We start from the raw sequence: 18739 nt of genomic DNA on the forward strand, positions 1-18739 counted from the left end.
TGTCCTGATGCGTGTATGCGATCCAACGGGCCAAGAGCAAGCGCTGCGCGCGCGTCGTGGCAGCCCTGCCGGAGAAATCCGATAGCCGCTTAGCATTATGTTATCCACTGGAACGAAAGTTGATCGGAACCAACCCCGTTCTGCCGGGATTAATGGGTATATAAGGCCCATCAAACGTCGGGCAATAAACGCCCCGATGAAGCATGTGGCTTTCATCCGATCTCCCATTCGGAGAGCTGCAACTTGAGATATTGGAGAGCGTCGCGGTCCCAAGCGCCGGTGCTTTCCAGCAGAGACAGACAGGCTGGTAAATGACGATTGCGACCGCTAGAGAAGCGATGCCCGCGCCGACCGCGAAGGTGCGCGACACGCGCATTGACGTGTTTCGTGCACTTGCCCTGCTGACCATTTTCATCAACCACGTGCCGGGCACCATCTACGAGCATTTCACGCACAAGAATCTCGGCTTCTCCGATTCTGCGGAAGCCTTTGTGCTGATTTCCGGCATGGCCGTGGCGCTGGCCTATGGCGGCAAGTTCGGCCCCGGTAGCCGCCTTCTGCTGACATTGAAGATGTGGCGTCGTGCGGGTGTGCTTTATACGGCCCACATCATGACGACCATGGCGACGATCGCCATCTTTGCTTCCGCTGCGATTTTCCTGAAGCGCGCCGAGCTGCTCAAGGAAATCAATATCGAGCCGTTGCTCAAGCACCCGGTGGAATCGCTGTTCGGTCTCGTAACGCTGGGCCATCAGCTGGGCTACAACAACATCCTGTCGATGTATGCCGTCATGCTGGTCCTGACGCCGATCCTGCTACTGCTGGCGCGCATCAGCCTGCCCCTGATGCTGGGTGTCTCGGGCGTAGTGTGGTTCCTGTCGGGACTTTATAACGTCGCGCCGATCAATTATCCGACGGAAGGCGTCTGGTTCTTGAATCCGCTTTCCTGGCAGTTCCTGTTTGCCATCGGCATTGCAGGCGTGATGCATGTGCGCCGCGGCGGCCAGTTGCCCAACCATCCGGCGCTGATCGCCCTTGCCGTTGGCTATCTGGTGCTGGCGCTGGCCTGGGTCCGCATTCCGCTTTGGGGGATCGATGCCTCGATGGGCCTGCCGATGGTCATCACCGGTTTCGACAAGACTTTCCTGTCGGGCCCCCGTCTGCTGCACATTCTGGCGATGGCTTATCTCATTGCCGTTGTGCCGACGCTGAACAATATTGCCCGCACCGCGCCGGATAATCCGCTCGCCATCCTCGGCAAGCATTCGCTGCCGGTGTTCATCGCAGGCACGCTGCTTGCCATGGTGGCGCAGGTGATGAAGCTCGTGAACCCGGGTGGTCTGCCTTACGACACGCTGCTGATCGCAACCGGTATCGTGATGCAGTTCGCGCTGGCCTATTATCTGGAGTGGCTGCCGACAATTGGCTGGGGCAAGAACGGTGCGGCTGCCAAATCTGGCAAGCCTGTTGTGCCTGCCGCCGAGCCGGTGAAGATGCAGTCAGGACCGAAGCCGCAGCCAGCGCTGCAGCGCTATTGATAAAAAGCCGCCTTCGGGCGGCTTTTTCTTTCTGCGCGGCCGTCCCGCTGGCATTTTCCACAGGTCCAACTCAAAATTAACCATTCATTAATCTTAAGAGGGTTTAATCATTTACATCCAGTTCGGCTGGATTCTTACCGAGTGGTTTTGCCACTCTGTTTGACGCCTCCCTGTTAAACTCCTGAGAGCCGCCATTGCGGCTCTTTTTTTGTGCCTGCAAGGCTCTAGCCGCCAGCGTTTAAACGCATGAGGGGAACCGGAAACCGGTTCGACCCGTTCTGCTTGCAGGGATAGTTAACTACCCCTTGAAAATGTTAACCGAACGTTAAACATAATCTTGCGCGACCGTGCATGAAGGTGCAGTTTATCGTGGACTTGTTTGTCATGACAGTTCCGTCCGAACGTCCTGCGTGATCGAAAGACGGTTCAGCAATTTTCAGTCGCGTCCATTGTTCGGATGGATGCGGGCAACGGAATGGGCCGCCGATGCAGGCGGTCACGCAAGGTGGCAGAGCAGTGATTAGCGAACAGAGACAGATGCCGAGCAATATGATCAGCCTCGCGGAGCGCATGGTCTTCTCGGATTCGTTCAAGCCGATCTACAGCCAGGGCATGGATATGGTCGAGGAAGCGGCAAGCTATCTCGACGGTGAAGGCCGTGAAGAAGCGCGCAACCTGTCACGGATTGCCGCAACCCTTTATGCCGCCGAATCAATGCGCCTCACCACCCGTCTCATGCAGATCGCTTCCTGGCTGCTGCTCCAGCGCGCCGCCCGCAACGGTGAAATGAACCGCCAGCAGGTGTCTGCCGAAAAGGCCAAGGTGCGTCTCGACACGCCATCGGCGGGAGAAGGCGCGCCGGGCTGGAACGAGTTGCCTGCTGCCTTTGGCGAACTCGTGGAACGCTCGATGCGTTTGCAGGCGCGCGTGCGCCGCATGGACCGCGAAGTCTATGGCGATGTGGTTTCCTTGCAGGCCAATCCGCACGACAACCCGGTTTCCGAACAGATTGTGTTGCTGAAGACGGCTTTCGGCGCGTCTTAAGGGACAGCTGGTATTTCGGCTTTGACGGCCTGCTAATGGCGTTGTTTTCCGCTTCCGGTGCTCACGTACCTTATGTACGCTGCGCTCCGGTTCTCAAAGCCCACCATTTTCGGGTCGTCATAACCGAAATCTGCGCTGCCCCGACCGTGCTCTCGGCGCATGTTTCTCTTTTGTTCACTTTTCTGCTGTCAAGTGAATCCGTCTGAGGATAGGGTTCGCTTATGAAAGAAACGATTCGCATTATTGGCATCGATCCGGGCCTGCGCCGCACGGGGTGGGGCATTGTCGAATCGCTTGGCAATTCGCTGCACTTCATCGGCTCGGGCACGGTGACGTCGAATGCCGAGATGGATCTCGCCTCGCGTCTTTGCCAGTTGCATGAGGGGCTTTCCAAAGTCTTGCATGAATTCATGCCGCATGAAGCTGCGGTCGAACATACTTTCGTCAACAAGGATGCGACCGCAACGCTCAAGCTTGGCCAGGCGCGCGGCATCGCGCTGCTGGCACCGGCCCAGGCAGGTCTACCGGTGGCGGAATATGCGCCGAATGCGGTCAAAAAAGCGGTGATCGGCGTCGGTCACGGCGAAAAGCAACAGATTCACATGATGGTCAAAGTGCTGATGCCGCGTGCGTCGTTCGATACGAGCGATGCCGCCGATGCGTTGGCTATTGCGATTTGCCATGCCCATCATCGTCAGAGCATTGTAAGCGCCCGCCGGATGCAGGCGTTGTTAGCGGGGTAGAACCGGAATGATCGGCAAGCTTAAGGGCGTGATCGATGAAATTGCCGAGGATCATGCCGTCATCGACGTGCATGGCGTCGGCTATGTGGCGTTTTGTTCGGCGCGCACGCTGGGCAATCTCGGCGGAGCGGGCGAGGCGGCCATTTTGTTCATCGAAACCTATGTCCGCGAGGACATGATCCGCCTTTACGGTTTCGCCAATCAGCTTGAGCGTGAGTGGTTCCGCCTGCTGCAAAATGTGCAGGGCGTCGGCGCCAAGGTGGCTCTGGCCGTGCTTGGCACATTGTCGCCGTCGGAACTCGCCAATGCGATTGCGCTGCGAGACATCGCCATGGTGTCGCGTGCGCCGGGCGTCGGCAAGAAAGTGGCGGAGCGCATCGTCACCGAATTGAAGAACAAGGCCCCGGCTTTCGCTGGTGAGGCGAGCGGCACCATCGGGCTCAAGCAGGAGCTTGGAGCCGGTGCGGCCCCGGCCCCCGTCGCGGATGCCGTGTCGGCGCTTTCCAATCTCGGTTATTCGCGCGATCAGGCGGCGAATGCCGTCGCGGCTGCGCTGAAAGAAGCGGGCGAGGATGCCGATTCGGCAAAGCTCATCCGGCTTGGTTTGAAGGAATTGTCGCGGTGATTAGCTTGTGTCGGCGATATGTTCGTGCGAGGAGGAAGGCATGAGCGACCGCAACCCTCTCATCGATGCCGACAAACGCGTGGACGAAGACAATACGCTGCGCCCGCAGACGCTTGACGATTTCGTGGGGCAGGCAACGGCGCGCGCCAATCTCAAGGTCTTCATCGAAGCGGCCAAGGTGCGCGGCGAAGCGCTGGATCATGTGCTGTTCGTCGGACCTCCCGGTCTCGGCAAGACGACGATGGCGCAGATCATGGCCAAGGAGCTGGGCGTCAATTTCCGCTCCACCTCCGGCCCGGTCATCGCCAAGGCTGGCGACTTGGCGGCTCTGCTGACCAATCTCGAAGAGCGCGACGTGCTCTTCATCGATGAAATTCATCGTCTGAGCCCCGCTGTGGAAGAAATTCTCTATCCGGCGATGGAAGATTTCCAGCTCGATCTGATCATTGGTGAAGGCCCGGCAGCGCGCTCGGTAAAGATCGATCTTGCCAAATTCACGCTGGTTGCGGCGACGACGCGTCTTGGTCTCCTGACCACGCCGTTGCGTGACCGCTTCGGCATTCCGGTGCGGCTCAATTTCTATACCGTCGAGGAACTCGAATATATCGTGCGCCGTGGCGCGCGCATCATGCAGATGGGCATTTCGCCGGATGGTGCGCTGGAAGTCGCGCGCCGCTCGCGAGGCACGCCGCGCATCGCCGGACGCCTGCTGCGCCGTGTGCGCGATTTCGCGCTGGTCGCCGGTAGCGACGTCATCGACCGCAAGATTGCCGATGAAGCGCTGTCGCGGCTTGAAGTGGATAATCGCGGCCTCGACCAGCTCGACCGGCGTTACCTCAATATCATCGCGCGCAATTTCGGCGGTGGTCCAGTCGGGATCGAAACCATCGCGGCGGGGCTTTCCGAACCGCGCGATGCGATTGAAGACATTATTGAACCCTATCTCATCCAGCAGGGCTTTCTGCAGCGTACGCCGCGCGGTCGCGTTCTGACGGCGATTGCGTGGCAGCATCTGGGATTGCCTGCGCCCGCCGAAATCATCCAGCAGGCGCAATTCGGCCTCTTCATGGAAGACAATGACTAAGACAACCGGGACTGATCGAAACGACCATGCGGCGCTTGAAGGCGTATCGGGTGCGCTGAAAGACGGGGCGCATCACCTTTATGCGCGCATCTATTATGCCGACACGGATTTTTCAGGTTTTGTCTATCACGGGCGCTATCTGGAATTTTACGAGCGCGGACGCACCGACTTCTTGCGCTTGCAGGACGTGCACCATATCGAGCTTGCCGAAGGTGCGCTTGGTGAAGAAATGGTCTGGGTCGTGCGGCGCATGGAGATCGATTACAAGTCTCCGGCCCGGATGGACGATCTGATCCTGATTGAAACGCGTGTCAGCGAAATACGCGGCGCGCGGGTCATCATGGCGCAGACAATCACCTGCGAAGGGCGCCTGCTTTCGGAAGCGAAAGTGGAAGCGGTGATGATCACCAAGGAAGGCCACCCGCGCCGGATACCGGACGAGTGGCGCGAAGCGTTTACCAAGGGACGCTGATTTTCTGCCGCCCTCCCAAGAATTGAGGGTGCGCCTATCGCGTTTATTTTTAAAGCGCTGGCTCATTTGATGACCGAATTTGGCATCCTGGGCCGTTATTGGTGCAAATGCTAACGCATCTTTAACCATAATCTCCGATTAATCATCCTGACGGAATCGGTTGAAGGGCAGGCGGCAAGCGCAGCGCCTTCCTTTCACCAAAATTAACCGTAACAAGCGCCGTAGGGATTTAAAGTTGTAAATCCGGCATGTGTGCTTTGGGGCGGTTGCGATGCGAATGTCTGCATGTCCTGCCTGGATGTGCGAACAGCGCTTGAAGCAGTTTCGGGAAAAGTGCCGAGCGTTTTTCCTGATCCAACTGCATCGAACAAGACGTAAAGCTGCGCAGATTTGGATCACCCGCATCAAAGGGCGATCCGTGACGATTTGCGATGCCGCCCGGTCCCGTGCCGGGCGTTTGGATTCAAAAACAGGATATTTCCAGCAGAAGTACGAAACAGCTCTGCGGATGGAAATGCCTAAAGACAGAGAAGGTTGGGGTCTGCGGTCCGGGTGTCGGACCGGCAAGAACCTCGAAACGGTGGATCGATGGAAAATGTTGCGTTAGCGGCCCCCGCCGCCGATGTTACCCTCTGGGGCCTGTTCATGCAGGCAAACTGGGTGGTCAAGCTGGTCATGCTGGGCTTGCTTGGCGCTTCGGTCTGGACCTGGGCTATCGTCGTGGACAAGGTGATCGCATATAGCCGCGCACGCCGCGCCATCGACCGCTTCGAACAGGCTTTCTGGTCGGGCCAGTCTCTGGAAGAACTCTATCGCAATCTCGGCGAACGCCGCACCACCGGCATGGCGTCGATCTTCATGGCCGCCATGCGCGAATGGAAGAAATCCTTCGAAAAGGGCGCGCGTTCCCCCATCGGCCTTCAGATGCGTATCGACAAGGCGATGGATGTCGCGCTGGCGCGTGAAAGCGAAAAGATGGAATCGCGCCTCGGCTTCCTTGCCACCATCGGTTCCGCGGCGCCGTTTATCGGTCTGTTCGGTACGGTTGTCGGCATCATGACCTCGTTCCAGGCCATCGCGGCCTCCAAGAATACCAGCCTTGCGGTTGTGGCGCCGGGTATCGCCGAAGCCCTTCTCGCGACGGCCATCGGTCTTCTTGCCGCTATCCCGGCCGTTATCGCCTACAACAAGCTCTCGTCCGATGCGGGCAAGATCGGCGGACGACTTGAGGGTTTTGCGGATGAGTTCTCCGCCATACTGTCGCGCCAAATTGATGAGAAGCTGACGCCGCGCAGCTAAGCGCCTTCCAGCGAATACGGCAAATCGAGCTTTCGGGAATTTTGCAATGGGCATGTCGGTCGGAAATGGAATGCAGTCGGGCGGACGCCGCAGGCGCGGTCGCAGACAAGCATTGATGAGTGAAATCAACGTTACGCCGTTCGTCGACGTAATGCTGGTGCTGCTCATCATCTTCATGGTCTCTGCGCCGCTTTTGACGGTTGGCGTGCCGATTGACCTGCCGGATACGCAGGCCAAGGCGATGAACGCCGATACGCAACCGATTACCGTTTCGGTCAGCAATGAGGGCAAGATCTACTTGCAGGAAACCGAAATTCCGATCGAAGAGGTTGTGCCGAAGCTTCAGGCCATTTCCAAGACGGGGTATGACGAGCGCATTTTCGTGCGCGGTGACAAGGCTGCCGATTACGGCACCGTCATGAAGGTCATGGCCCGCATTTCCGCCGCCGGTTTCAAGAATATCGGCCTTGTGACTCTCCAGGAGCAGGATAGCTGACGCCATCATGAAGGCTGGCCTGACATCTTCTGTAGCGCTCCATACCATCGTCATTGCGCTGGGGCTCTTTTCCTTTTCCTCGCCGAAGGCTTTCGACGTGCAGGATTCGGAATCGTTCCCGGTCGACATCGTGCCGATTGAATCCATCACGCAAATTCAGCAGGGCGAAAAGACGGCACCCATGAAGGAGAAGTCTGCGCCGATCCCGACCACCAAGCCGCAGACCGTTCCCGATGCCCAGAATGTCGGCGATCAGGACGTAGACACCACGACCCCGCCGAAGCCCGATACCAAGGCAAAGCCTATCGAGGCGGCGGAAGAGCCCAAAGCCCAGCCGGAACCGGTGAAAAAGCCGGAACCGAAGCCGGAGCCAAAACCCGAACCAAAGCCGGAAGAAAAGCCGACGCCGGTTCCCGCAACAGAAATGCAGGCCAAGCCTGAACCGAAGCAGGAAGTAAAGCCTGACCCGGTGGCGGAAGCCATCGAAAAGCAGGCCGAAACGCCGGATGCGAACACGCCGAAGCTGCCGGACAATGTTCCCGCGCCGCAGTCCAAGCCGAAGCCGCCCCAGGCGCAGACCGCCAAGACGCCGGATCGCAAGCCGACGGAAGAAAAGAAGCCGACGCAGTCCGCATCGCAGACCTCGCAGTCGAAGAAGGATGCGATTGCCGATGAGGTTGCAGCCCTTCTCAACAAGCAGAAGGCTTCCGGTGGTGGCGCGAAACGTTCGACCGATCAGGCTTCGCTCGGCGGCAAGAAGAATACCGGCGGCTCGAAGCTGAGCCAGAGTGAAATGGATGCGCTGCGCGGTGCGATTTCCAAGTGCTGGAACGTGCCAGCTGGTGTGGCCGATGCGCCGGGACTGGTTGTGACCGTGAAGATGAAGCTGAATCAGGACGGCTCCATTCAGGGCGTCCCGGAAGTGACATCGGGCGGTGGCGGCGACGGCGTTGGTCGCGCGGCGGCGGAAAGCGCCAAGCGCGCGGTTGCACGCTGCGCCCCGTATAATCTGCCCGTCGACAAATATGATTCATGGTCGGAAGTGATCGTCAACTTCGACCCGAGCGAAATGTTCTGATCGGGATTTCCCGGTCGCCAGACTAAATGAAGCCCAATAGGGGCAAAGGACAAAAGAGGTCCCAGAAGATATGAAAACCGGCATCATGAAAACAAAGATCCGGACAGTCCTCTCGGCTTTCGCCTGCATGATTGCCGCAAGTCTTGTCTGCACCATGCCTGCGCGCGCCGTGGTGGAAATCAACATCAACAAGGGTGTGATCGAGCCTCTGCCGATCGCCATCACGGATTTCCTGTCCGCGGACCAGCTTGGTCCGAACATCACGTCGGTCATCGCTGCCGATCTTGAGCGGTCCGGCCTATTTGCGCCCATCGACAAGGGTGCCTTCATTGAAAAGATTTCCAATCCCGATGCCGCGCCGCGCTTCGAGGACTGGAAGGTCATCAATGCGCAGGCACTGGTCACCGGTCGCATCACCAAGCAGCCGGATGGCAGGCTGAAGGCGGAATTCCGTCTCTGGGATACGTTTGGCGGTCAGCAGATGATCGGCCAGCAGTTCTTCACCTCGCCGGATAACTGGCGTCGTGTCGCCCATATCATCGCCGACGCCATCTATGAGCGCCTGACGGGTGAAAAGGGCTATTTCGATACGCGCATCGTTTTCGTCGATGAATCCGGCCCGGCCCAGAAGCGCATCAAGCGCCTCGCCATCATGGATCAGGACGGCGCGAATATCCGTTATCTATCCGATGGTCGCGACATGGCGCTGACCCCGCGCTTCTCGCCGAACCGTCAGGAAGTCACCTATATGTCGTTCGCTGGCGGTCAGCCAAAGGTTTACCTGCTGCAGCTCGAAACGGGCCAGCGTGAACTGGTCGGCAATTTCCCCGGCATGACCATCGCGCCGCGCTTCTCGCCGGATGGCCAGAAGGTCGTCATGAGCCTGCTTCAGGACGACGGCAGCGCCAATGTCTATGCAATGGATCTGCGCTCGCGCACCACGACCCGTCTGACCAACAGCCAGGCGATCGATACCAGCGCTTCCTATTCGCCGGATGGTTCTCAGGTTGTGTTCGCATCCGACCGCGGCGGTCGCCCGCAGCTCTATATCGCCGGTGCCGATGGCTCCAATCCGCGCCGCCTGTCGATGGGCGACGGCAGTTATTCCACACCGGTCTGGTCGCCGCGTGGCGATCTCATCGCCTTCACCAAGCAGTCGCAGGGTCAGTTCTCGATTGGCGTGATGAAGACCGACGGTTCGGGCGAACGCCTTCTGACATCGGGCTTCCACAATGAAGGTCCGACCTGGGCACCGAACGGTCGCGTGCTGATGTTCTTCCGCAAGGCGGCAGGCGCGGGCGGTCCAAAACTGTTCACCATCGATCTGACAGGTCGTAACGAACGTCAGATCCAGACGCCGAATTTCGCGTCCGATCCGGCCTGGTCGCCGCTGCTCGAATAGGCTGACGGTCGGAGAATCATAAAAAGATTAAGGCGCGGGATTTTGGTTCCGCGCCTTTTTCATTGGTCCTTATCGCGCGATATGCGATGTTTTTGGCCTACATTTAAGGCGATTGCCATAATCCGCCCCAAAAGCCCTGTTTCTGCCGCATTTTGCCATCAAGGCCTAAAAGCAGAATTGCAGTCGGAAACGCCGGTTGCATTTGGTCTCAAGACAATATTAACCATACTTCTTGAGCCTGCATTAACCTCGATATGATTATTGGTTGGTTACGCAGGAACATCAAATCTTAAGGAGCCTCGGCCCATGCGCCGCATCCAGTCGATTGCACGTAGCCCGATCGCTATTGCCCTATTCATGTCGCTCGCCGTCGCCGGTTGCGCATCCAAGAAGAATCTCCCGAACAATGCCGGTGATCTCGGCCTCGGCGGTGCAGGCGCGGCAACGCCCGGCTCGGCGCAGGACTTCACGGTCAATGTCGGCGACCGCATCTTCTTCGATCTCGACTCGTCGCTGATCCGCGGAGACGCACAGCAGACGCTTTCGAAGCAGGCCCAGTGGCTGCAGCGTTACCCGCAATATTCGATCACCGTCGAAGGTCATGCTGACGAACGCGGCACGCGCGAATACAACCTCGCTCTCGGCCAGCGTCGCGCTGCCGCCACCCGCGACTTCCTCGCTTCGCGTGGCGTGCCGACCAACCGTATGCGCACCATCTCTTATGGTAACGAACGTCCGGTCGCAGTTTGCGATGCCGACTCGTGCTGGTCGCAGAACCGCCGCGCAGTCACCGTTCTCAACGGTGCCGGCAGCTAAAATTTGCAAACGCACAACAGCGTTGCAGGAAAAGCGGCCTTCGGGCCGCTTTTTTTGTTTTCATGCCAATTGATCAGGCATTTCGACAAACTTTGGCCGAAGTTACTCCTGTCATAGTGAACCGCGATTAGCACTACAGCTGTATTCTTCGTGATGCCGGTCTGCAACGAGCAATTTTCTGTGCTCCGGTGCTCACGTACTTTTAAGTACGCTCCGCTCCGGTGCTCTAAAATCACTCGTTTCGCCACGGCCTGACGAATTTGCAGCTGTGGTGTTAGGGAAAGCATCTTTGCTTTTCGCGGATTTGCTCTAAAAGCGGAACTGGCCGTGCGGTATGGCGTGTTCAGCAAGCATTCAGGCGCGGCACTCGATCATCCTGTTCATTGTAAACTCGCAGGGGCAATAGGGAATGAGGACAACAATGAGGAAAGTGACACTGGCAATCGCCATGCTGCCGCTTTTGGCGAGTGCTCCGGTTTTGGCGCAGACTGGCGATCCGGGTGCAAACCAGTATTCGCAGCAGGTGTGCAATCTCGCGCATCAGAACGCGCAATCCTACAGCAAGATCCTGCAGCTCCGCGACAGAATCGTGAAAATCCATCGCGATAACGAAGCCCGTTTTCAGGCGCTCGAAAAGGGCAAGGGCGGCGGACAGAATAGCGTCAGCGTTGGCTCGACCGCTATTCTCGATGACGCCATGCGTGGCGGCGGTGCATCCGCACAGAATGGCGGCTACCAGAGCCCCGGCATGTTACAGGAACTGGTGCGTAACCTGACAGGCAAGATCGAGGATGTGGACGCGCAGATCGCCTTCACCGACAATCAGCTGCAAAAAACGCAGGAAGACAACGAATTCCGGTTCGAGGAACTCGAAAAGAAGAACGGCATCACCTCACCGGCTTCGAGTGTGGCGGGTCAGTCGGCTGCAGCCGCACCGGCCCCGGGCGCCGATCTTTGTGCGCAGGGCGGAGGCGATGCGGTCAGCATGGCCGATACGCTGGGCATGCGCGCTGAGGCCATGAACTTCCAGATCCTCGAAATGCAGGATCAGATGCAGAAAATGCAGGAAGAATATGAGCAGCGCTTCCAGTTTCTTGAAACGGGCAAGCGCGCCGAAACCGGTGAGCGGTTGGGCAATGGCGGCGGTTCCAGCGATGGTAGCGCTCTCGCCAGCAGCGGTGCCGCCGGAAACCCTGATGCCGGGGTTTCCGCAAGTGCCGGTCAGGACGGTTCGATTTCGGACCGGACACCAGCTCTGGATGCACCGCAGACCGCACAATCGGGCGCAGTCGGCGCCGATTCTCTTGCTACTGGTACAACCGGTTCGGGCGCGATGGCGCAGGGCGGCCCCCAGCGCGGCGAGCCGCCGCAGACATTGGGGTCTATCCGGTTCGATTCGAGTGGCAATGTAATCGGCGATTCGTTGAGTGCTACACCACGCCCCGTCGAACAGGGCGGTCTGCCTGCTGGCCAGGGTTCCGCTGGGAATGGCGGCGCGCAGGACGGCACGGCGGTTGCTTCGCTGCCAATGGGCGATAATCCGAACACGCTCTATCAGGCGTCGTATCAGTATCTGATGTCGGGTGACTACAAAGCTGCCGAATCGGGTTTCCGCCAGCATGTGAAGCGCTATCCGGCTGATCCACAGACGGCGGAAGCGCGCTTCTGGCTGGGAGAATCGCTTTACGGTCAGGGGCGTTATCCGGAAGCCGCGACCGTGTTCATCGACACGCAGCGCGACTATCCCGATTCCCGCCGTGCGCCGGAAAACATGTTCAAGCTCGGCATGACGCTTGAGAAAATGGACAATCACGACGTTGCCTGTGCGACTTTCGAGCAGATTCCGCAACGTTATCCCAAAGCGGCTCCCGCCATTTTGAAGCGCGTTGCCGAAGAACGCACACGCGTAAAGTGCTGATTGCGGAGTTGTTTCGTGGGGCTTTCCCCGACTGATATTTTTAAATCTTTTCATCTGGATCAGGCAAAGACTGTTATTGCGGCCGTTTCCGGTGGCAGCGATTCGCTGGCAATGCTGTTCCTGCTTAAGGATTATTTGGCGACACTGGTTCACTGCCCGGCATTGCTGGCGGTGACTGTTGATCATCGCTTGCGTCCCGAATCAGCCGAAGAGGCTGAAAATGTCGGGGTGCTGTGCCGTGAACACGGTATCGCGCACCGCATTCTGGCATGGGACGATCCCAAGCCGACGCAGGGGCTGGCCGCAGCCGCGCGCAGCGCGCGCTACCGGCTTCTGGTGCAGGCGGCGCATGAAGCGGGCGCGAGTGTGATCGTGACCGGCCATACGCAGGATGACCAGATCGAGACTTTCCTGATGCGCAAGGAGCGCAGCCACCATGCGGAGGCGAGGGGGCTTGCCGCCATGGCCGCTCAATCGTGGCTGGAAGGGTCTGTCGAACTGATCCGACCGTTGCTTTCCGTTTCGCGGCAGGCATTGCGGGACGAACTGACAGCGAAAGGTCTCCGCTGGGTCGATGATCCGAGCAATACCAATACGGATTACGAGCGCCCGCGTGTTCGCCAGGGCGCTGCTGCCGATGCCGATCCGCAGATTGTTCTGGCGCAAGTGGCTTTGGCCAGCGCGGCGCGCAAGCGCGACAACGCCGCTCTCGTTGCGGCCTTGGCTGATCCGGCGAGTTTGCATGTGGATGTTTGCGACCGGATGGAAATCAACCCGGCCATTTATGCCGCCTTGCCCGAAACCGTGCGGCGGCTCTTTTCCGGCCTCGTGGCTTCCCTGGCTGGCGGGCGGCGTTTCCTGCCGGGCGACGCCGAGCGGGTGCGTATTGAACGCATCCTGTTGGGCGAACACGAAAGCCAAAAACACGAAAGATTGACCATTTTTGGCGCGTTGATCGAGCGGGGAGCCAAAGGGCAGCCGCATCGCTTTCGCCGCGAGCGGCGCAATTTGCCGTCCGTGCCGTTGCCCGCCGGGGGTAGTTGCATCTGGGATGGGCGCTTCCGCTTTTTCAATACAGGCGACCGCGATTTTGAATTCGCCGCGCCGGGACGACAGGCGCTGATCGATTTTCTGACCGATTCTCCAGTGTCCCTCCCGGAAAATCCTTCAGAAACAAATACGCGATGGCGCGAAGCGCTTCTGGTGCTGCCCGCGGTCTATGCGGACGGAAAGATTGTCTCTCTTCCGTTCCTTCCGGGGCAGAATCTCCCGGCGGAAGTTCGTATGGAGCGGCATTTCGCTTTGTTCGATCATGTGTTGCCGGGATATGATTTTGCACTTGCCCAGGCGATCGAAAAGCGGATTGGCCGTCAAACTTCGCTAAACTCCTAATTTTTATAAACCAGAGTGGGAAGAATCTCCCATGCGGCGTGATACGCGCCTTGGCAACGCCTTCCTTCGATCCTATGTTAGATCGAAACATCGTTCCGCGGTTGCGGAACGGCCGTGGTATCGATTGGACCCGATATGAATCCGAACTATCGCAACTTCGCCCTCTGGGCGATCATTGCTCTTCTTTTGATCGCGCTGTTCAACCTGTTCCAGAGCCCTGGTCAGCGCACGAATTCCCGTGAAGTTTCCTATTCGCAATTTATTGACGACGTATCCAATGGTCGGGTGAAATCGGTCACGATTACCGGCGAGCGCATTACCGGCACCTTTGCCGACAATGGCTCGACGTTCCAGACCTATTCGCCTGGCGATACGGGCCTCGTCGCGCGGCTTGAAAGCAAGGATGTTGCGATCACTGCCCGTCCCGAAAGCGACGGCTCCAGTTCGCTGATTGGCATTCTCCTGTCGTGGCTGCCGATGATCCTGATCCTTGGCGTGTGGATTTTCTTCATGCGCCAGATGCAGGGTGGCTCGCGCGGTGCGATGGGCTTCGGCAAGTCGAAGGCGAAGCTTTTGACCGAAGCGCATGGTCGCGTCACCTTCCAGGATGTGGCTGGCGTCGACGAAGCCAAGCAGGACCTTGAAGAAATCGTCGAATTCCTGCGCGATCCGCAGAAGTTCCAGCGTCTCGGCGGCAAGATTCCGCGCGGCGTGCTGCTCGTTGGCCCTCCCGGAACCGGTAAGACCCTTCTGGCGCGCTCGGTTGCGGGCGAAGCCAATGTGCCGTTCTTCACCATTTCCGGTTCGGATTTCGTTGAAATGTTCGTCGGTGTTGGCGCAAGCCGCGTCCGCGACATGTTCGAACAGGCCAAGAAGAATGCGCCTTGCATCATCTTCATCGACGAAATCGACGCTGTCGGTCGTCATCGTGGCGCCGGTCTCGGCGGCGGTAATGACGAACGCGAACAGACCCTCAACCAGTTGCTGGTCGAGATGGACGGTTTCGAAGCCAACGAATCGATCATTCTGATTGCCGCGACCAACCGTCCGGACGTTCTTGACCCGGCATTGCTGCGTCCGGGCCGTTTCGACCGTCAGGTCGTGGTGCCGAACCCGGATATCGTCGGCCGCGAACAGATCCTCAAGGTGCACGTGCGCAACGTGCCGCTGGCACCCAATGTCGATCTCAAGGTCGTCGCACGCGGTACGCCGGGCTTCTCCGGCGCGGATCTGATGAACCTCGTCAACGAAGCCGCCCTGATGGCAGCGCGCCGCAACAAGCGTCTCGTCACCATGCAGGAATTCGAAGACGCCAAGGACAAGATCATGATGGGTGCGGAACGCCGCTCCGCCATGACGCCGGAAGAAAAGGCCAACACGGCCTATCACGAGGCAGGTCACGCCATCGTGGCGCTCAACGTGCCTGCCGCTGATCCTGTCCATAAGGCGACCATCATTCCGCGCGGTCGTGCGCTGGGCATGGTCATGCAGCTTCCGGAAGGCGACCGTTATTCGGCCACCTATACCTGGATGGTGTCGCGTCTTGCCATCATGATGGGCGGTCGCGTGGCAGAAGAGCTGAAATTCGGCAAGGAAAATATCACGTCTGGTGCATCGTCGGACATCCAGCAGGCAACCAAGCTCGCCCGGTCCATGGTCACCCAGTGGGGTTACTCCGACAAGCTCGGTCGTGTGGCTTACGGTGACAATCAGGAAGAAGTCTTCCTCGGTCACTCGGTCTCGCGCACGCAGAATATTTCGGAAGAAACCGCGCAGATCATTGATGCCGAAGTGCGTCGCCTGATCGACGAGGCCTATGCCGAAGCGACCCGCATCCTGACCAAGAAGAAGAAGGACTGGATCGCGCTCGCCGAGGGTCTTCTGGAATATGAAACGCTGTCGGGCGACGAGATCAAGGAACTGATCGCGGGCAACAAGCCGTCGCGCGATCAGGGCAATGATACGCCGTCGCGCGGTTCCGGTGTTCCGAAGGCGGGTAGCCCGCGCAAGCGCAAGAGCAGCGGCGAACCGGGGAATGAACCCGGCATGGAGCCGCAGCCGCAATAAGTTGCTTATGGCAAACAGACGAAGAAAGCCGGGTTTCGCCCGGCTTTCTTTTTGATTATATCTCCAAGACAGCTGCCAAGCCCTGCAAAGGCTCGGTTAACGATTTCGGTGCATCATCTTTTGAGGGATACAACTTTAGCGACCGGCATCGCTTTGGACGCTGCCAAAGACGAAATTGCATAGAACAGGCATTTTAGGATATTAACCCAGAAATTCGCCGTCAGAGTTGCGGGCCTGCGCGACTATTGCGCTCCGGTTGAAAGGAGCGGCATATATCGACGGCGCCGGGATGGCGAAGTGGCTCAACGCAAGGCTAAACATATGACACGGAAATACTTCGGAACTGACGGCATTCGCGGACAGGCGAACAGTTTCCCCATGACGCCTGATGTGGCCATGAAGGTCGGCATGGCGGTGGGCCATATTTTCCGCCGTTCGGGTCAGGTTTCGCGGGTGGTGATTGGCAAGGATACGCGCCGTTCGGGCTATATGCTGGAAAACGCACTGGTTGCCGGTTTCACGGCGGCGGGCATGGATGTGTTCCTGCTGGGGCCGATCCCGACACCGGCTGTCGCCATGCTCTGCCGTTCGCTGCGCGCAGATATCGGCGTGATGATTTCGGCTTCGCACAATCCCTATTACGACAACGGCATCAAGCTGTTCGGTCCCGATGGCTTCAAGCTGTCAGACGAGATCGAGCTTCAGATCGAAACGCTGATCGAGGGCGATCTGTCCTCACTGCTGGCAAGCCATGGGGCCATCGGCAAGGCCAAGCGCGTCGACGGCGACATCTATCGCTATATCGAATTTGCCAAGCGCACCATGCCGCGCAACATCGCGCTCAACGGTCTGCGTGTGGTGATCGATTGCGCCAACGGTGCTGGCTATAAGGTGGCTCCGGCAGCGCTCTGGGAGCTTGGCGCGGAAGTCATCACTATCAATGACGAGCCGAACGGCATCAATATTAACGAGGATTGCGGTTCGACCCATCCGATCGGCCTGATGAAGAAGGTGCAGGAACTGCGCGCCGATGTCGGCATTGCGCTGGATGGCGACGCGGATCGCGTGCTGCTCGTCGATGAAACCGGATCGGTAATCGACGGTGACCAGCTGATGGCGGTGATTGCCGAATCATGGGCCAATAGCGACCGGCTGACCGGCGGCGGCATTGTCGCGACCATCATGTCCAATCTCGGACTGGAGCGTTTCCTGACCGATCACAATCTGACGCTCGCCCGCACCAAGGTGGGCGACCGCTATGTGGTCGAGCATATGCGCGAACATGGCTTCAATGTGGGTGGCGAACAGTCCGGCCACATCGTCCTGTCAGATTTCGCGACGACCGGGGACGGACTGATCTCCGCCTTGCAGATATTGGCTGTCATGCAGGAAGCGGAAAAGCCGCTCAGCGACATCTGCCGCAAGTTTGAACCCGTGCCGCAATTGCTCAAGAATGTGCGCACTGCCGGTGGCAAGCCGCTGGAAAATAAGAATGTAAAACACGCCATCGATGAAGCGCGCGAGCGTCTTGGCGTGCAGGGCCGCCTCGTGATCCGCCCATCGGGGACCGAACCACTGATCCGCGTGATGGCCGAGGGCGATGATCGCGTTCTGGTTGAGAAAGTGGTCAACGATATTGTCGATGTCATCTCGTCGGTGGGCAACGCGGCTTAACTTAATAATAAAAATTCGAATGATTGAAACGGCGCGTCTCTACGCGCCGTTTTTATTTTAGCTACGTCTAAGATTTATTAAAAAGGATCGTTAAAAAACAAGGTTAAGTTGTAATTAACCTTTCAAAATTATGTTCCCTACAGAAAGCGAGGATGACGCTCTGGCGTCATGATATTTCAATGGGGCAGATGATGAACGGTCTTGTGAAAACTCTTTTCGGCGGCTTGGCTGCATCTGTCGCCATGATGGCTACGGGCGCTTTGGCGGCCGATATGATCGAACCGCCGGTGGTTCCGGAAGTTGTTGTAGCGCCGCCTGCCGTTGGCGGCTGGTATCTGCGCGGCGATCTCGGCTATTCCAAGCCGAAATTCAAGGATGCGGATTACTCAACGATCGACAATTGCGATTGCGGTCCGTCGACATTCGGCAGCAACACGCTTTATGGCGACTTGAAAGGCTCTTTCCTGATCGGCGGCGGCGTCGGCTACCAGCTGACGGATTACTTCCGTACCGATCTGACGATCGATTACATGACCCGCGCAAAGTTCGAGGGCAATACATTCGGTGAAGCCTGCAACGGCGATCTGAATTGCGCTTCCGATGAACGCGCCCATTTCTCGGCGCTGTCGATCCTGGCTAATGCCTATGTCGATCTCGGCAACTTCAGCGGCTTCACGCCTTATGTCGGCGCCGGTATCGGTGGAACGCGCGTCAGATGGAGCGATCTGGACGATGTGCGCTATGGCGGCTCCATGGAAGGCACGGCCAACTGGCGCTTCACCTACGCCCTCATGGCCGGTGCTTCGGTTGATCTGACGCAGAACCTCAAGCTCGATGCCGGTTATCGCTATCGCCATATCAATGGCGGCAAGATGTTTGAAGGCAACCAGTATATTGGCGACGGTTACGACAAGGGCATGGACATTCATGACTTCCGTGTCGGCCTGCGCTACATGTTCGGCGGAACGAATGCGCCTTATGCTCCACAGCAGGTTTCGACCATTGTGGACGGCCCCGTCTACAAGTAAGCGAATACAGAGATATCTGATTGTTGAGGGCCCGGGAAACCGGGCCTTTTTCTTTGCGGCTTC

The 18739-nt window shown here is 58.3% G+C and carries 16 protein-coding genes; all 16 read left to right on the forward strand.

The genetic code is table 11. The annotated features are described in order from the left end of the window. Positions 1-338 precede the first annotated feature (338 nt). A complete protein-coding gene (locus HWD97_RS07825) occupies positions 339-1538 on the forward strand; it encodes an OpgC family protein (RefSeq protein ID WP_109370311.1) in 1200 nt (399 codons plus the stop codon). 537 nt (positions 1539-2075) lie between these two features. After that, entirely contained in the window at positions 2076-2582 is a 507-nt protein-coding gene (locus HWD97_RS07830; RefSeq protein ID WP_109370310.1) for a DUF1465 family protein, read from the forward strand. 221 nt (positions 2583-2803) lie between these two features. Further along, a complete protein-coding gene (ruvC, locus tag HWD97_RS07835) occupies positions 2804-3325 on the forward strand; it encodes a crossover junction endodeoxyribonuclease RuvC (RefSeq protein WP_002964793.1) in 522 nt (173 codons plus the stop codon). 7 nt (positions 3326-3332) lie between these two features. Beyond that, positions 3333-3950, forward strand: coding sequence for a Holliday junction branch migration protein RuvA (gene ruvA / locus HWD97_RS07840; protein WP_109369751.1), 618 nt, complete (start codon positions 3333-3335; stop codon positions 3948-3950). Between the two features lie 40 nt (positions 3951-3990). After that, on the forward strand, positions 3991-5034 hold the full coding sequence (gene ruvB / locus HWD97_RS07845) for a Holliday junction branch migration DNA helicase RuvB (protein WP_371834922.1): 1044 nt from the start codon (positions 3991-3993) through the stop codon (positions 5032-5034). Continuing rightward, on the forward strand, positions 5027-5506 hold the full coding sequence (locus HWD97_RS07850) for a YbgC/FadM family acyl-CoA thioesterase (protein WP_109369749.1): 480 nt from the start codon (positions 5027-5029) through the stop codon (positions 5504-5506). The genes ruvB and HWD97_RS07850 overlap by 8 nt, the downstream gene beginning before the upstream one ends. A 588-nt stretch (positions 5507-6094) precedes the next feature. Further along, on the forward strand, positions 6095-6805 hold the full coding sequence (gene tolQ / locus HWD97_RS07855) for a protein TolQ (RefSeq protein WP_078339480.1): 711 nt from the start codon (positions 6095-6097) through the stop codon (positions 6803-6805). 46 nt (positions 6806-6851) lie between these two features. Further along, entirely contained in the window at positions 6852-7301 is a 450-nt protein-coding gene (gene tolR, locus HWD97_RS07860) for a protein TolR (RefSeq protein WP_109369748.1), read from the forward strand. Positions 7302-7308: 7 nt separating this feature from the next. Then, entirely contained in the window at positions 7309-8379 is a 1071-nt protein-coding gene (locus tag HWD97_RS07865; protein ID WP_109369747.1) for a cell envelope integrity protein TolA, read from the forward strand. A gap of 70 nt (positions 8380-8449) precedes the next feature. Further along, positions 8450-9781, forward strand: a complete 1332-nt coding sequence (tolB, locus tag HWD97_RS07870; protein WP_109369746.1) for a Tol-Pal system beta propeller repeat protein TolB — start codon at positions 8450-8452, stop codon at positions 9779-9781. Between the two features lie 306 nt (positions 9782-10087). Beyond that, positions 10088-10597, forward strand: a complete 510-nt coding sequence (gene pal, locus HWD97_RS07875; protein ID WP_078339475.1) for a peptidoglycan-associated lipoprotein Pal — start codon at positions 10088-10090, stop codon at positions 10595-10597. Between the two features lie 409 nt (positions 10598-11006). Next, positions 11007-12515, forward strand: coding sequence for a tol-pal system protein YbgF (gene ybgF, locus HWD97_RS07880; RefSeq protein ID WP_109369744.1), 1509 nt, complete (start codon positions 11007-11009; stop codon positions 12513-12515). Between the two features lie 15 nt (positions 12516-12530). Next, positions 12531-13907, forward strand: a complete 1377-nt coding sequence (gene tilS, locus HWD97_RS07885) for a tRNA lysidine(34) synthetase TilS (protein WP_109369743.1) — start codon at positions 12531-12533, stop codon at positions 13905-13907. Between the two features lie 135 nt (positions 13908-14042). Next, entirely contained in the window at positions 14043-15974 is a 1932-nt protein-coding gene (gene ftsH / locus HWD97_RS07890; RefSeq protein WP_109369742.1) for an ATP-dependent zinc metalloprotease FtsH, read from the forward strand. A 321-nt stretch (positions 15975-16295) separates the two neighbouring features. Continuing rightward, entirely contained in the window at positions 16296-17648 is a 1353-nt protein-coding gene (gene glmM, locus HWD97_RS07895) for a phosphoglucosamine mutase (protein WP_109369741.1), read from the forward strand. A gap of 191 nt (positions 17649-17839) precedes the next feature. Continuing rightward, positions 17840-18676: an outer membrane protein gene (locus HWD97_RS07900; RefSeq protein WP_109370309.1), complete on the forward strand. Its 837-nt coding sequence runs from the start codon at positions 17840-17842 to the stop codon at positions 18674-18676. Positions 18677-18739 lie beyond the last annotated feature (63 nt).

Source organism: Ochrobactrum sp. C6C9 (assembly GCF_022627935.1).
Taxonomy (GTDB): domain Bacteria; phylum Pseudomonadota; class Alphaproteobacteria; order Rhizobiales; family Rhizobiaceae; genus Brucella; species Brucella teleogrylli.